Raw genomic sequence first — 15,638 nt, forward strand, 5'->3', positions numbered from 1 at the left:
GTACCTGTAACTGTCCAGTACGGGTATTTCGGCCACGCCTCAATGGTGGGCGCGCCGCCTGTTCACGACGACCGTCAGGGCCGTGCCGGCGAGCAGGACGGACATGCCTCCGATCGCGAAGTACGGCGTGTTGTCGTCGCCGCCGGTCTCGGCGAGGTCCGTGTCCTTCGGGGCCGCGGCGTCCGCCTCCTGGTCCTCGGCGGGGGTGAAGTCCGCGGGAGGGCTGTCGCAGCCGATGCCGTCGCCGTCGCGGTCCAGATGGGTGCCGTAGTGCTCGTCACTCTCGGGGATGTTCGCGTAGCCGTTCTCGTACGCCTCGGTGCAGTTGGCGAACGGGTGGTCGCCGTCGTGCGCCTCGGCGGCTGAGGGCAGGACGGCGAGGGCCAGCGCGGCGGCGACGATGGCGCCGGGCTTGCGGAGCAGGTTCACGGCGGGTCCTTACGGGGTTCGTGGTGACAAGAGGTGCCCGAAGGTAGTGCGAGACCGTGATGGTGGAGGTTGCGTGAAGAACCCGTGATGCGAACGTGACGCGACCGGACGGAAGCGCTCAGTGATCGCTCAAGTGCGGTCGTGCGTAAGCGCGTTGTGGTCCGCATGGTGAAGTCAGCTGTCGCAGCCGACCCCGTCGTTGTCCCGGTCCAGATGCGAGGCGTATCCCGGCTCGCCCCGGTGGATCGGCGCGGCACCCGCGGCGCGGGCCTCGCTGCAGTTGGCGTAGTAGACGTCGGCGCCGGCGTCGGTGTCGGTGTCGGAGTCGTCTTCCGCCGCCGCCTCCGCGGTGACCGTCTTCGTGACCTTGACGGTCTCCGTGGCGGTCACCGTCTCGGCGGGCTCCGGCAACGCCTCCGCGGCGACCGTGGCCGTGGCCGTCACGGTGACCGTCGGCTGCGGCTTGGCCGTCACGGGCTTCGCGTCGTTCTTGGTCTCCTCGCCGCCGGTGCCTATGCCGACGCCGATGAACAGGGCGAGGGCGAGGGCGGGCAGGACGTACCGCTTCCGGGCCCACTTGGGGGCGGGTCCGGAAGCGGCGGGCGGTGCGGTGTACGGGTGGGTCATGGCGTCCCCCAGAGGTGTTACGTGAGGGGATGACCGTATTGCCATGTGCTCATTTGTGGAGGTTGAGTGTTCAAACTGTGACCCTCGCGAAACTATGCGCGGAACGGCCCCGTCACCTCGTACGTGATCCCGCCCGACGAACTCCCCGTCGTCCCCCGCTGGCTGGAGAAGTACAGCCGCGTGCCGTTCGGGGAGAACGCCGGGCCCGTGATCTCCGAGGACGACTGGCCGTCGATCCTCAGGAACGGTGCCACCACGTCGTCCGGGGTGATCAGGCAGATGTCCATGCTGCCGCCGTCCTCGGCGACGAAGAGGTCGCCGGAGGAGGAGCCGGTGATGTTGTCGACGCCGGTGAGCGGGGCCGTCCCGGACGTGACCAGGGAGTCGTCGTAGGCCAACTCGTAGGTGTTCGAGGTGAGGTTGAGCTGCCAGACGCGGTTGTCGCCCTTGGTCGTGAACCAGACCTTGTCGTCGGCGTAGTGGCAACCCTCGCCGCCGTTGAAGGACTTGGAGCCGGAGACCTGGGTGCGGGTCGAGGTGGGTGAGCCGTCCGGGTCGGGGACGGTCGTCCAGGTGTAGGAGCCCGAGGTGGCGGTGCCGGCGACCAGTACCTGGAGGGTGCCGGAGGAGAGGCTGCCCCAAGTCGTCGGTACGAAGCGGTAGAAGCGGCCGTTCGTCTCGTCCTCGGTCAGGTAGATCGCCTGGCGGACCGGGTCGGCCGCGGCCGCCTCGTGCTTGAAACGGCCCATCGCCGGTCGCTGCACCGCCGCGTTCGTGCCCCACGGGTCGGTCTCGTAGACGTACCCCCGGTCGACCTCCTCGCAGGACAGCCAGGTGTTCCACGGGGTCCTGCCGCCCGCGCAGTTCTGCCGGGTGCCGGACAGGATGCGGTACGCCGAGGTGATCGTGCCGCTCGACGAGAACCGCACCGCGCTCGCACCGCCGGAGGGGTTGATCTCCGAGTTGGAGACGTAGATCCAGCCCGTGCCGTCCGCGTAACAGGCGCCGCCGTCCGGGGCGTTGTGCCAGGTGTACGAGGTTCCGGTGACCGTCTGGCCCGAGCGGGCGATGACCCGGCTGGTGAAGCCCGAGGGGAGTCTGATGCCGTTGGCGTCCGGGGAGCCGAGCGCCCCGTAGGGGCCCGTGCCGGGCTGGGCCGGCGCGGCGTACGCGGCGCCGCGCCACAGGGTGCCGCCGAAGACGGCGGAGGTGCCGCCGATGGCGGTCGCACGGAGGAAGGTACGACGTTCCACTGTCGCTCCAAGAGGTGCCGTGACCGTCCCGCCACCGGTCGGAGGCGGGGGCGTGCGGGTGGGAACCTAGGGGACTGTGGTGGACATGTCATGGCCAAGCCGTGAACTCGTGGTCCAGGGCAACCCGGTCCCGGCCGCCGCCGCGCTCCGAAACGAGAACGGGGTCCGGTGAGTCCTGTCGACGGCGGGCCACTTCGGGGGCAGGCTGGCCGCAAGCGCCGAAGCGGCGGGAAGGAGCCCGGGCATGTCCTCCGGATGGAACGAGCAGCACATCCCCGACCAGCACGGCCGCACCGCCGTCGTCACCGGAGCCAACAGCGGCATCGGCTACGTCACCGCGCGCGAGCTGGCACGCAAGGGCGCCCGGGTGGTGCTCGCCTGCCGGAGCGAGGCGCGCGGGACCGAGGCGGGGGACCGGCTGGTCACCGAAGTGCCGGGCGCGCAGGCGGAGTTCGCGCGGCTCGATCTCGGAGACCTCGCCTCCGTACGGGAGTTCGCGCGGACATTGCCGTACGACCGCCTCGACCTGCTGATCAACAACGCGGGCGTGATGGCCCTGCCGTACGGCACGACGGCGGATGGCTTCGAGACCCAGTTCGGCGTCAACCACCTGGGCCACTTCGCACTCACCGGGCTGCTGCTGCCCGCGCTGCTCGACACCCCGGGTGCGCGGGTGGTGACCGTCTCCAGCACGGCGCACGCCATGGCCAACATCGACATCGGCGACCTCAACAGCGAGCAGCGGTACCGCCGTTGGGTCGCCTACGCCCGCTCAAAGACCGCGAACCTGCTCTTCACCCACGAACTGGCCCGCAGGCTCACCGCGCACGCCTCGGACGTCGTCGCGGCGGCCGCCCACCCGGGATACGCGGCGACCAACCTCCAGGCCGCCGGGCCCCGCATGGCGGGCCGCCGCTTCACCGAGCGCTTCATGGCCGTCGGCAACAGGTTCTTCGCCCAGCCGGCGGAGGCGGGCGCCCTCCCCACCCTCTACGCCGCCACCGACCCCGACGTGTCCCCCGACTCCTTCACCGGCCCGTCCCTCGCGGGCTGGCGAGGATCGCCGGGCCCGTCCTGGCGAGCACAATGGACACGCAACGACCAGGCGGGCGAACGGCTTTGGGCCGCTTCCGAAGGGCTCACGGGAGTGTCGTACGACGCCCTGAAGGCCTAGGGTCACGCGCCATGCGACCGGACCTTCCGGCAAGTCTGCCGAAGCACCACCTCAACACCCCGCTGCTGGACTACCTGCGGGCGCAGGGTGCTCCACCGAGCCGCCCGGACGACTACACGTTGGGTGAGTGGCAGCTGCACGCGCACCCCGATCTGATGGATCGGCTGGCGGAGTTGGCTCTGGGCGTGCCCCTGAACGCCGCCTACGGCATTCCGCTCCTGGCCCGCAAGGGCGTCGCGGCCGTCGCCGCCCAGGGGACGGGCACCCTGCTGATGCGCCTGCCCGAGCCCCCGGCCGACCTCAAAGAGGGCCGCTGGTCGGTCCCCGAGCTCACCGGTCACGGATGGTGGACCGTCGATGCCTGGCAGAGCGACCTGCGCACCGTCGAGGGAGACCACAGGCTCCTGATGGCCATCGAGCAAGCGTTGTCCCACACCCGGGACCTCATGTCCTAGCCTGCGTATGGCACTTCCGGCGGAGCGTTCAGGCCGTCTTGCCGCTGTCCACCACCAGGTCCGTGCCCACCACGGACGAGGCGTCGTCCGAGGCCAGGTAGAGGACCGCGGCGGCGATTTCCGCCGTGGCGGAGGCGCGGCCGAGCGGCACCGAGTTCTCCATGCGCTCGGCGCGCTCGGCCTCCGTCTCGCCGGGGAGCAGGGACATCTCCGTCTCCACGGGGCCGGGGCTGACCGCGTTGATGCGGACTCCGTCGCCGATGTGGTCGCGTGCGGCGCCCCGGGTGAGGACGGAGACGGCGGCCTTGGTGGCGGCGTATGCGGTGGCGCCCGGGTGGCGGGCGTGGACGCCGAAGACGGAGGCGATGTTGACGATCGCGCCGCCGGAGGGCTGGGTCCGCATCTGGCGGACCTCGGCCTGGAGGGCGTGGAAGACGCCGGTGACGTTGATGTCGAGCTGCTCGGTCCAGTCGGACTCCGACAGTTCGGCCAGCGGCTGCCCGCCCCGGAAGACACCCGCGTTGTTGACCGCCACGTCGAGCGAGCCGAAGCGGTCCACGGCGGCGGCCACGACGGCCTGGACGTCGGCGGCACGGGACACATCGGCGGTGAGAGCCAGCGCCTTGCCGCCCGCCTCCTCGATCAGGGTCGCCGTGTCGTCGAGGGGTTCCCGCCGCCGCCCGACCACGACGACCTGTGCCCCCTCGGCGGCGAACGCCAGCGCGACGGAACGGCCGATGCCGGAGCCGGCACCGGTCACGAGAACGGTCCTGTCGTGGAAACGTGTGCTGGTCATGATCTCCCCTTATTCTTGACCGAACGGTTCAGTATGGCGCCAAATAAAAAACGGCGGCCTCCAGTGGACAGCGGCCCTCAGTCCAACAGCACCAGAGCCTGTTCCGCCGCGTCCCGCACCCGCGCCGGGTCCGGGGACGCCTTGCCCACCACCTTGAGACCCTGGAGCAGCACCAGCAGCATGCGGGCGAGGGCGAGCGGATCGCGGCCCGCGCCGAGCTCGCCCTGGGCCCCGGCGCGGACCAGCGCCGAGTGCAGCACCGTCTCCACGTGGTCCCAGTTCCGCTCGACCTGGCGCGCGGCGGCCGGGTCGTGCGGGGCGAGCTCGGCCGCCGTGTTGGTGATGAAACAGCCGTTCAGGCGCAGGTTCTCGGCGGTGGCCTCGTCCGCGTAACGCCGGACGAGCGCCCGTACCGCGGGCAGTACCGGGCCCGGCCGGGACAGCTCCCCGAGCAGGTCCGGGAGCTGTTCCTGGTAGCGCTCCAGTGCCTTCAGATACAGCTCGTGCTTGTTGCCGAAGGTCGCGTAGAGGCTGGCGCGGCCGATGCCGAGGTGCTCGACGAGGTCGGCCATCGACGTCGCCTCGTAGCCGCGCCGCCAGAACAGCTCCAGGGCTGCCTGCAGCGCGACCTCCGGATCGAACTCCTTGGTCCTGGCCACGTGTCGTAGCCTAGATTCAATGAGAACGATCGGTCAAGAAAGTGCGCGGTCGACGCGTCCATGAGTCGCAGCTTTCATGGCCCGGTGTTACTCCTTGGATTCCGATCCTGCGCGGCCGGCTCGTCGTGGACCCCGGATCGATCAGTACTTCGAGTGTGGGCACTGTTCCCGGGCGCGGGCACATCTCGGTGAGTACGGAAGGCTCATTGGACCTGGTCAGCGACGTTGCGTCACAGCCCCCGCAGATCATGCCGAAGGGGCGCCACCCCCGCACAGGGTGACGCCCCTTCCTGGTGATCCGGAACCGACGCCCATCGGTACTGAGGGTCGGGGACAGGCGTCGGTTCCGGGGTCTGCTGGCCGTAAGCCCAGCCGTGGCCGTGAGGCCTGGCAACGGCCGTGAGGCCCGGCAACGGCCGTGAGTCCTAGCGGTGGTCGCTGCCCGCCGACTCCGAGGCCGCGCGGCCCGCCTCCAGGCGGGCCACCGGGATACGGAAGGGCGAGCAGGAGACGTAGTCCAGGCCGACCTCGTGGAAGAAGTGGACCGACTCCGGGTCACCGCCGTGCTCGCCGCAGACGCCGAGCTTGAGGTCGGGGCGGGTCTTGCGGCCCGCCTCGGCGGCCAGCTTGACCAGGGAGCCGACGCCGTCCCTGTCGATCGTCTCGAACGGGCTGACGCCGAAGATGCCCTTCTCCAGGTACGCCGTGAAGAAGGAGGCCTCCACGTCGTCCCGGCTGAAGCCCCACACCGTCTGGGTGAGGTCGTTGGTGCCGAAGCTGAAGAACTCCGCCGCCTCCGCGATCTGACCCGCGGTCAGCGCGGCGCGCGGGAGCTCGATCATCGTGCCGATGGTCAGCTTGAGCTGCGCACCCGTCGCCGCCTCGACCTCCGCGATGACCTGGTCGGCCTCCTCGCGGACGATCTCCAGCTCCTGGACGGTGCCGACGAGCGGGATCATGATCTCCGCGCGCGGGTCGCCCTTCGCGGCCTTGCGCTCGGCCGCCGCCTCCGCGATCGCCCGTACCTGCATCGTGAACAGGCCCGGGATGACCAGACCGAGGCGTACACCGCGCAGACCCAGCATCGGGTTCTGCTCGTGCAGCCGGTGGACCGCCTGAAGCAGCCGCAGCTCGTTCTCGTGCGGCTCCTGGCGGGACTCCGCGAGCGCCACCCGCACCGACAGCTCGGTGATGTCGGGCAGGAACTCGTGCAGCGGCGGGTCCAGGAGACGGACCGTCACCGGCAGGCCGTCCATTGCCGCGAACAGCTCCACGAAGTCCTGCTTCTGGAGCGGGAGCAGCTGCTTCAGCGACTCCTCGCGCTCGGTCTCCGTGTCGGCCAGGATGAGGCGCTCGACCAGTTCACGCCGGTCGCCGAGGAACATGTGCTCGGTGCGGCACAGGCCGATGCCCTGGGCACCGAAGCGACGGGCGCGCATGGCGTCCTCGGCGTTGTCCGCGTTGGCCCGCACCCGCAGCCGACGCTTGCGGTCGGCGAACGCCATGATCCGGTGCACGGCCTCGACCAGCTCGTCGGCGTCCTGCGCACCCGCGTGCATCCGGCCCTCGAAGTACTCCACGACCGGGGAGGGGACGACGGGCACCTCACCGAGGTACACCTTGCCGCTCGACCCGTCGATGGAGATGACGTCGCCCTCCTCGACCACATGGCCGCCGGGCACCGTCATCCGCCGCCGCTTGGTGTCGACCTCCAGCTCCTCGGCACCGCACACACAGGTCTTGCCCATGCCGCGCGCGACCACGGCCGCGTGCGAGGTCTTGCCGCCGCGTGAGGTCAGGATGCCCTCGGCGGCGATCATGCCGTCCAGGTCGTCGGGGTTGGTCTCCCGGCGGACCAGGATGACCTTCTCGCCCGAGCGCGACCACTTCACCGCGGTGTACGAGTCGAAGACCGCCTTGCCGACCGCGGCGCCCGGCGACGCCGCGATGCCCCGGCCGACCTTCTCGACCTTCGCGTCCTCGTCGAAGCGCGGGAACATCAGCTGGGCCAGCTGGGCGCCGCTGACGCGCTGGAGCGCCTCGGCCTCGTCGATCAGGCCCTGGTCCACGAGCTGCGTGGCGATACGGAAGGCCGCGCCCGCCGTGCGCTTGCCGACGCGGGTCTGGAGCATCCAGAGCTGGCCGCGCTCGATGGTGAACTCGATGTCGCAGAGATCCTTGTAGTGGTTCTCCAGGGTCTCCATGATCTGCATCAGCTGGTCGTACGACTTCTTGTCGATCGACTCCAGCTCCGCGAGCGGGACCGTGTTGCGGATACCGGCGACGACGTCCTCGCCCTGGGCGTTCTGGAGGTAGTCGCCGTACACGCCCTGGTGGCCGCTGGCCGGGTCGCGGGTGAAGGCGACGCCGGTGCCCGAGTCGGGGCCGAGGTTGCCGAAGACCATGGAACAGACGTTGACGGCCGTGCCCAGGTCGCCGGGGATGCGCTCCTGGCGGCGGTAGAGCTTGGCGCGGTCGGTGTTCCAGGAGTTGAAGACCGCCTCGATGGCGAGGTCCATCTGCTCGCGCGGGTCCTGCGGGAAGTCCCGCCCGGCCTCGGTCTTGACGATCTTCTTGAACTTGGTGACGAGCTTCTTGAGGTCGGCCGCCTCCAGGTCCGTGTCGACGTGGACCTTCTTGGCCGCCTTCGCCGCCTCCAGCGCCTCCTCGAAGAGCTCGCCGTCGACGCCGAGGACCGTCTTGCCGAACATCTGGATGAGACGGCGGTAGGAGTCCCAGGCGAACCGCTCGTCGCCCGCCTGCTCGGCGAGGCCCTTCACGGACCTGTCGGAGAGGCCGATGTTCAGGACCGTGTCCATCATGCCGGGCATGGAGAACTTGGCGCCGGAGCGGACGGAGACGAGGAGCGGGTTGTCGGCCTGGCCGAGCTTCTTGCTCATCTGTGTCTCAAGGGCGTCGAGGTGCGCACTCACCTCGTCACGCAGTGCCACGGGCTCCGCGCCGCTGTCCAGGTAGACCTTGCAGGCTTCGGTCGTGATGGTGAAGCCGGGAGGAACGGGGAGTCCCAGGTTGGTCATCTCGGCGAGGTTCGCGCCCTTGCCACCCAGGAGGTCCTTGAGGTCTTTGTTTCCCTCGGTGAAGTCGTAAACGAACTTCGCTACATGGGGTTCTACGTTTTCCGACACGGTTCTCGACTCCCTCGAGGACGCGGTGGCTGCCCTGACGACGGGGAACATACCCAGATCGAAGGCGTCTGGGGAGGTCCACTCGGGCGTCATGTGCCCGTAACCAGCCGTCCGCCAGCGGATTGAAAGTCAAAGCTTGGCAAGCGACTGGGCCCAGGTGTTTTCACTTCTTGAACACAGGATCTCTCGAAGTGGCGGTATATCGCTCATCTGAGCGGCATTAAGCACGCCTGATTTCGATCGATGAACGATCAAGGGGTGGCACCGAGTGCCACCCCTTGGAGAAGTGCAGCCGTCCAAGATCCGCTCATCTGAGCGCTACCCCTATCAAGGGTGGCGAGAATCACGCTGCCACAGGCGCCCGGATTTCACCATGCGGACGGGCATCCGGACCGAAATGTGGCGGTCACACGCCGAGCGCGGCCAGCCGCTCCTCGACCCGCTCAGGGGCATAGAGGTACTCCACGACCAGCGCACCCGCCCCCACCAGCCCGGCCCGCTCCCCCAGCCGTGACGTCACGACGTCCAGATGAGCGGTGGAGCGCGGCAGCGCCCGCTGGTACAGCAGCTCCCGCACACCGGTGAGGAAGGGAGTTCCGGCCAGATCGCCGGCGATCATCAGAACCCCGGGATTCAGCAGTGTCACCACGGTCGCCAGGACGTCCCCGACCTGCCGCCCGGCCTCGCGGGCGAGCGCGGCCGCCTCCGGATGACCGGCGGTCAGCAGATCCCGCACATCCGATCCGGAGGCCGCGGGTACCCCGGCCTCGGCCAGCCGCCGCGCCACGGCGCCACCACTGGCGACGGCGGCCAGACAGCCGTAGGAACCGCACCGGCACAGCGCGTCCGCGCCCACCCGGATATGGCCGATGTCCCCGGCGCCGCCGTCGATGCCCCGGAAGATCGAGCCGCCGACGACGACCCCGGCACCGATACCGGTCGACACCTTGACCAGCACGAACGCCGAGCAGTCGGGACAGGACGTGCGCTGTTCGCCGTACGCCATGAGGTTGGCGTCGTTGTCGACGAGGACCGGCACCGGGGCCGCCCCCGTGTGCTCGGTGAAGGAACGGGCGAGGCGGCCTCTTATGTCGTAGCCGTCCCAGCCCGGCATCATCGGTGGCTGGACCACTCGGCCACTCTCGCTGTCGACCGGCCCCGGCACCGCGAGCCCGATCCCGCAGACCTCACCCGCGCGATGGCCCGCCTTCTCCAGCAGCTCGGCGAACCAGCGGCCCAGCTCCCCCAGCACCACGTCCGGCCCGTCCTCGATGACGAGCGTGCCGCTGTGCTCGGCGAGAAGCTCCCCGGTCAGCGACAGGACGGCCGCGCGGGCGTGCCGGGTGTCCAGGTCGGCGACGAGGACGACGGCGTGGGCATCGTCGAACTCCAGCGTGATGGAGGGGCGCCCGCCGAGTGGGGAGCCCACAGGACCACCGGCGCCCTCGCGCAGCCAGCCCGCGCGGAAGAGACGGTCCAGGCGCTGGCCGACGGTGGCACGGGACAGCCCGGTGGCCTGCTGGAGCGCGCCGCGCGTGATCGCGCGCCCGCTTCGTACCAGTTCGAGCAGATCACCGGCGCTTCCCTGACCCCGTCCGGTCATGCGCACCCCCTTGTGTTTCTCAACTCTGCATTACATATTGAGTTTTGCGTGTTAAATAGACGTAACCCTACGGTAGCCACGACCGAACCGGTCGGCCGGACGTCTTTCGGGGAGCCCCGAGTGGATCGCACTGCCCAGCTCACAGCCCGTCTCACAGAACGTGAGTTTGTATACGATCCACCCCCGACCCGGAGTTCGCTGCACAGCAGGGCCGCCCGGGTACTGGAGGACAACTGGACCGGCACCTCCACAGTGCCCTCGCGCGGCCTGTATCCGCACCAGTGGTCGTGGGACTCGGCGTTCATCGCGATCGGCCTGCGGCATCTGTCGCCGCTCAGGGCACAGACGGAACTGGAGACACTCCTCGCCGCCCAGTGGGGCGACGGACGCATCCCGCACATCGTCTTCAACCCCTCCGTGCCGCTCGACGCGTACTTCCCGAGCCCCGACTTCTGGCGCTCCTCGACCGCGGGGCGCGCTGCGGGCGCCCCGCGCACCGTACAGACCTCGGGCATCGTGCAGCCACCGGTGCACGCGCTGGCCGCGTGGCTGGTGCACTGCGCGGACCCGGGTCTGTCGCGGGCGCGCTCCTTCCTCACCCGGATGTATCCCCGGCTGGCGGCCTGGCACCGCTATCTGCTGCACCGGCGGGATCTCGGCGGGGGGTCGCTGGCGTCCGTCGTGCACCCCTGGGAACAGGGGATGGACAACAGCCCCTGCTGGGACCTGCCGCTCTCCCGCGTCACCCCCGCCCCGGCCCGCTCCTTCCGGCGCGCCGACCTCGACCACGGGGCGGCGGAGGACCGGCCGACGGATCTGGACTACGGGCGGTATGTGCGGCTGGCGACGGACTACAGGGACGCGGGGTATGAGGACGGCCACGGCGAGTTCGCCGTCGAGGACCCGTCCTTCAATGCCCTGCTCATCGCCTCCGAGCACGCCCTCGCCCGTATCGCGCAGGAGCTGGGCGCGACCGGCACGGCCCGCCACGCGCGCGCGGAGCGGCTGACGACGGCGCTGATCGACCGACTGTGGGACCCGGCCGAGGGCATGTTCTTCTCCCGGGACGTACGGGGCGGGGGCCTGATCCCCGAGCGCAGCGTGTCCGGGCTCATCCCGCTCCTGCTGCCGACGCTCCCCCGGGACATCGTCGAGGCCCTCGTCCGGACGACCGCCTCCAAGCACTTCGGCCTGGGCGGCACCACCCGCCTCGTCCCCAGCTACGACCTTCTCGGCGAGGCCTTCGACCCGCACCGCTACTGGCGGGGTCCGGCCTGGTTCAACACCGGCTGGCTGGTGGAGCGGGGCCTGCGCACCCATGGTGAGCGAGGCCGCGCCGACGCCCTGCGCCGGGCCGTCCTCGACATCGCGGACACCTCGGGCTTCGCCGAGTACGTCGACCCGTACACCGGCGAGGCCTGCGGCGCGACCGGCTTCGGCTGGACCGCCGCGCTCACGCTCGACCTGCTGCACACCGGCACAGCCAAGGGAGGGGACCGGCAATGACGGACCGGCATCATCTGCTCGTGCACGGCGGGACGTTCGCAGCCGTGGGCGACGGCGGGGACATCAGCGGGGTCCGGGGCGGCGCCTCCCCGTCCCCGGAAGGCTTGTTCGTACGCGACGCCCGCCACCTCAGCCGCTGGCAGCTGACGGTCGACGGCGCCGTGCCCGAGGCCCTCACCCCCGTCGCCGACGGTGACACCGCGCGCTGTGTCCTCGTCCCGCGCGGCGGCCGCCAGGAGCCGCCCGCCTACACGATCTTCCGCGAACAGGCCGTGGGCGACGGCTCGTTCATCGAATCCCTCCGCGTCACCAGCAACCGCCCGGCGCCGACCACGGTCCGGCTCGCGGTCACCGCCGACGCCGACTTCACCGACCAGTTCGAACTCCGCTCCGACTACCGCACCTACACCAAGACAGGAGCCACCCGCTCCCGCGAAGTCCTCGACGCGGGCGTCGAGTTCACCTACCAGCGCGGCGAATGGCGTTCCTGTACGACGGTGACGGCCGAGCCGGCTCCGGACGGTGTCGAGGAGACGGGCACCGGAGCGCGGCGCCTCGTCTGGACGCTGGAACTGGAGCCGCACGGCACGGCGGAGCTGACACTGCGGGTGATGGCACGGCCGCACGGCGACAAGCGGGCCCTGCGGGTACCGCAGTCACCGGCCGCGCTGAACGCTCAACTCCTCGCGCTGGAAGGCGAGTTCGTGGAGGGCGTCGCCTTCCCGACCGGCTGGCCCGAACTGGCCGCCGCGTGCGCCCGTGGTCTCGCCGACCTCGCCTCGCTCCAGGTCCCGGCGACCGGACCGGACGGCGAGGAACTGCGCGTTCCGGCCGCCGGCGCGCCCTGGTTCCTGACCCTGCTGGGCCGCGACGCGCTGCTCACCTCGCTGTTCGCCCTCCCCTACCGTCCCCAGCTGGCCGCCGCCACCCTCCCCGCGCTCGCCGCGGTCCAGGCCACGGAGATCGGCGCGGACTCGGTGGCACAGCCCGGAAAGATCGTGCACGAGGTACGGCACGGGGAGCTGGCGCACTTCGGCCAGGTGCCGTACGGGCGTTACTACGGCTCGGTGGACGCGACACCGCTGTTCCTGGTGCTGCTCGGGGCGTATGTGGAGCAGACCGGGGACGTCTCGATGGCCCGGCGCCTTGAGTCCCATGCCCGGGCGGCGATCGGCTGGATGCTGGACCACGGCGGGCTGACCTCGCGCGGATACCTCGTGTACCGCGCCGACCAGGGCGGGCTCGCCAACCAGAACTGGAAGGACTCGCCCGGGGCGATCTGCTGGGCTGACGGGACACGGGCGAGCGGAGCGGTGATGGCCGCCGGGGCGCAGGGGTACGCGTACGACGCGCTGCGGCGTACGGCGTGGGTGGCGCGGACGGTCTGGGCGGACGAGACGTACGCGGCGCTCCTCGAGCAGGCCGCGGGTGATCTGCGGGACCGTTTCCAGCGGGACTTCTGGATGCCGGACCGGACGTTTCCGGCGTTGGCGCTGGACGGCGAGGGACAGCAGGTGGACGCGCTGGCGTCTGATGCCGGGCATCTGCTGTGGTCCGGGCTGCTGGACAAGGAGTACGGGGAGGCGGTGGGGCGGCGGTTGCTGGAGCCGGACTTCTTCTCCGGGTGGGGGGTGCGGACGGTGGCGGCCGGGCAGTCGGCGTATCACCCGCTCTCCTATCACCGGGGGTCGGTGTGGCCGCATGACAACGCGCTGATCACGTTGGGGCTGGCCCGGTACGGGCTGCATGACGAGGCGCGGGTGGTCGCGCATGCGTTGGTGGATGCGGCGACGGCCACGGGGCATCGGCTGCCGGAGGTTCTCGCGGGGTACGGGCGGGACTCGCATTCTGAGCCGGTGCCGTATCCGCATGCGTGTGTGCGGGAGTCTCGGTCTGCGGCGGCGCCTCTTGCTTTGTTGACCGCGGTAGGGGGTGCGTAGACGCTCCGCTGGGAGGGCCGAATTTCGGGTGCGGGTGCTTCGTGGCTTGTCGCGCCCCGCGGCGGAGCCGCAGATCGATGCGGCCCCGCCCCCCTTAGGTGGGTGCAGGTGCCCTTGGTCTGCTGTTTGCTGCCTGTTTGCCCAGTGCTGTGAACGGCTCTTGAGAGCGAGCCGTACGGGAATGTGCCAAGTTCCGTACGGAAGGATCCTCGGGTGGCCGTCACTCTGCGCACGCCCCAGCTGCCGGATGCACCCGCGCCTCCTGCGCGTCCGCCGATCCTCCGGTGGACGGTCACCGCACTTGCCGCGCTGCTCGTCCTCGGGGCGTTGCTGTTGCCGAATGCCCTTGGGGCGCTGAAGCCGAATCGGTTCACCCGTATCCCCGTCGAGGCGATCCTCGGGGCTGCGGCGGCGCTGTGGCTGCCGCGGCGGCCTCGGGTGGTCGTGGCGGTGGTGGCCGGGGTGGGGCTCGGGGTGCTGACCGTGCTGAACGTGCTCGACATGGGGTTCCGGGAGTATCTGGGGCGGGGTTTCAACCTGGTGCTCGACTGGGAGTTGCTGGACGACGCGCAGTCGTATGTCGCGGACTCGATGGGCGGGACGTTCGCGGTGCTGAGCGCCGTCGGGGCTGTCCTGCTGGTGCTGGTGCTGGTGGGGGTCATGGCGCTGGCGATGGTGCGGCTGAGCAATGTCCTGGTGGCGAGCAGACCGGTCGCCGCGCGGGGCACGCTCATCGCGGCCCTGGCCTGGATCACCTGCTACGCGCTCGGGTTGCAGATCGCCGGTACGCCCATCGCCTCCGACCGGGCCGCCGACGCGCTGAAGATCCAGGCGCGGCGGGTGGCGGACACGGTCCGGGACGAGGCGGCGTTCGCGAAGGAGGCGAAGGCGGACACGTTCGGGGCGACGCCGGGTGCGCAGTTGGTGCCGGATCTGCGGGGCAAGGACGTGATCTTCACGTTCATCGAGAGTTACGGCCGTAGTGCGATCGAGGATCCGGTCATGGCGCCGGGGGTGGACTCGACACTGGCGGCGCAGACGAAGGCGTTGGACAAGGCGGGGTTCCATGCCAAGAGCGGGTGGCTGACGTCGGCGACGTACGGGGGCAGCAGCTGGCTGGGGCACTCGACGTTTCTGTCGGGCCTGTGGATCGACAACCAGCAGCGGTATCGCACGGTGACCTCGGGAGACCATCTGACCCTCACCAAGGCGTTCCACAAGACCGGTGCCTGGGACACGGTCGGGGTGATGCCGGGCATCCAGAAAGGTTGGCCGGAGGCGAAGTACTACGGCCTGGACAAGGTCTACAACGCCTTCCAACTCGGCTATCAGGGACCGAAGTTCAGCTGGTCGACGATGCCCGACCAGTATGCGCTGGAGGCGTTCCAGCGCCTCGTCCACGGCAAGAAGCGGGACAAGCCGCTGATGTCGGAGGTCATCCTGACGTCGAGCCACCAGCCGTGGGCGCCGATCCCGAAGCTGGTGGACTGGGACCGGCTCGGCGACGGCTCGGTCTTCGACGCGATCCAGAAGGCCGGCAAGAAGCCCGGCGACATCGTCACGGACTCGGCCAAGTCCCGTGAGGAGTACGGCAAGTCGATCCAGTACTCGGTGACCGCCCTCACCCAGTGGCTGGAGCGCTACGGCACCGACGACACCGTCCTCGTCTTCCTCGGCGACCACCAGCCCATCGCCCGTGTCAGCGGCGACCACGCCAGCCGGGACGTCCCGGTGTCGATCGTGGCCAAGGACCCGAAGATCCTGGACAAGATCGCGAACTGGAACTGGACCGACGGCCTGCGTCCTTCCCACAACGCCCCGGTGTGGAAGATGAGTTCGTTCCGCGACCGCTTCCTGACGGCGTACGGCTCGACTCCGCACCCGTCGAAGGACTGAGGATTCGCCCCCGCCGCCCCTACCCGTCCCATCCCTGAGGGCTGCGCCCCCAGACCCCCGCTTCGGCCCTGAACGGGCCTCGTCCTCAAACGCCGGACGGGCTGATTGAACTGGACCGGCGTTGGCAAATTCAGCCCCTCCGGCGTTTGAGGAG

The 15,638-nt window shown here is 70.1% G+C and carries 12 protein-coding genes; 5 read left to right on the forward strand and 7 right to left on the reverse strand.

What is annotated here, in order from left to right:
* Nucleotides 1-39 precede the first annotated feature (39 nt).
* The 3 genes from TN53_RS21675 to TN53_RS21685 form a co-directional block, all read right to left on the reverse strand.
* Nucleotides 40-429, reverse strand: coding sequence for an excalibur calcium-binding domain-containing protein (locus TN53_RS21675; protein WP_046260235.1), 390 nt, complete (start codon nt 427-429; stop codon nt 40-42).
* Between the two features lie 174 nt (nt 430-603).
* The gene (locus TN53_RS21680; protein WP_046260236.1) at nt 604-1,056 is read right to left on the reverse strand and encodes an excalibur calcium-binding domain-containing protein; all 453 of its coding nucleotides are present in this window, start codon (nt 1,054-1,056) and stop codon (nt 604-606) included.
* A gap of 92 nt (nt 1,057-1,148) precedes the next feature.
* Complete coding sequence (locus TN53_RS21685; protein ID WP_046260237.1) at nt 1,149-2,309, reverse strand: alkaline phosphatase PhoX; 1,161 nt, start codon at nt 2,307-2,309, stop codon at nt 1,149-1,151.
* A 244-nt stretch (nt 2,310-2,553) separates the two neighbouring features.
* On the opposite strand from TN53_RS21685, the gene TN53_RS21690 reads away from it, so the two are divergent.
* Complete coding sequence (locus TN53_RS21690) at nt 2,554-3,483, forward strand: oxidoreductase (protein ID WP_046260238.1); 930 nt, start codon at nt 2,554-2,556, stop codon at nt 3,481-3,483.
* Nucleotides 3,484-3,494: 11 nt separating this feature from the next.
* Entirely contained in the window at nt 3,495-3,938 is a 444-nt protein-coding gene (locus TN53_RS21695; protein WP_046260239.1) for a hypothetical protein, read from the forward strand.
* Between the two features lie 28 nt (nt 3,939-3,966).
* On the opposite strand, the gene TN53_RS21700 is transcribed toward TN53_RS21695, so the two are convergent.
* The 4 genes from TN53_RS21700 to TN53_RS21715 all read right to left on the reverse strand — a co-directional run bounded on the left by TN53_RS21700 (nt 3,967) and on the right by TN53_RS21715 (nt 10,142).
* Nucleotides 3,967-4,734 carry an SDR family NAD(P)-dependent oxidoreductase gene (locus TN53_RS21700; RefSeq protein WP_046260240.1) on the reverse strand — a complete coding sequence of 256 codons (768 nt, stop codon included), beginning with the start codon at nt 4,732-4,734 and terminating at the stop codon, nt 3,967-3,969.
* A 77-nt stretch (nt 4,735-4,811) separates the two neighbouring features.
* Nucleotides 4,812-5,393, reverse strand: a complete 582-nt coding sequence (locus tag TN53_RS21705) for a TetR/AcrR family transcriptional regulator (protein ID WP_046260241.1) — start codon at nt 5,391-5,393, stop codon at nt 4,812-4,814.
* Nucleotides 5,394-5,818: 425 nt separating this feature from the next.
* The gene (gene ppdK, locus TN53_RS21710; protein ID WP_046260242.1) at nt 5,819-8,539 is read right to left on the reverse strand and encodes a pyruvate, phosphate dikinase; all 2,721 of its coding nucleotides are present in this window, start codon (nt 8,537-8,539) and stop codon (nt 5,819-5,821) included.
* Between the two features lie 406 nt (nt 8,540-8,945).
* On the reverse strand, nt 8,946-10,142 hold the full coding sequence (locus TN53_RS21715; RefSeq protein ID WP_046260243.1) for an ROK family protein: 1,197 nt from the start codon (nt 10,140-10,142) through the stop codon (nt 8,946-8,948).
* Between the two features lie 120 nt (nt 10,143-10,262).
* On the opposite strand from TN53_RS21715, the gene TN53_RS21720 reads away from it, so the two are divergent.
* From TN53_RS21720 to TN53_RS21730, 3 genes are all read left to right on the forward strand, one after another.
* Complete coding sequence (locus tag TN53_RS21720) at nt 10,263-11,648, forward strand: MGH1-like glycoside hydrolase domain-containing protein (protein ID WP_046260244.1); 1,386 nt, start codon at nt 10,263-10,265, stop codon at nt 11,646-11,648.
* Nucleotides 11,645-13,588, forward strand: coding sequence for a glycogen debranching N-terminal domain-containing protein (locus TN53_RS21725; protein WP_046260245.1), 1,944 nt, complete (start codon nt 11,645-11,647; stop codon nt 13,586-13,588). Before TN53_RS21720 ends, TN53_RS21725 begins: the two co-directional genes overlap by 4 nt.
* Nucleotides 13,589-13,828: 240 nt before the next feature.
* Nucleotides 13,829-15,484 (forward strand): CDP-alcohol phosphatidyltransferase, encoded by a 1,656-nt coding sequence (locus TN53_RS21730; protein WP_234441662.1) that lies wholly within the window; start codon nt 13,829-13,831, stop codon nt 15,482-15,484.
* Nucleotides 15,485-15,638 lie beyond the last annotated feature (154 nt).

This window comes from Streptomyces sp. WM6386, from assembly GCF_000972385.1.
Taxonomy (GTDB): Bacteria; Actinomycetota; Actinomycetes; order Streptomycetales; family Streptomycetaceae; genus Streptomyces.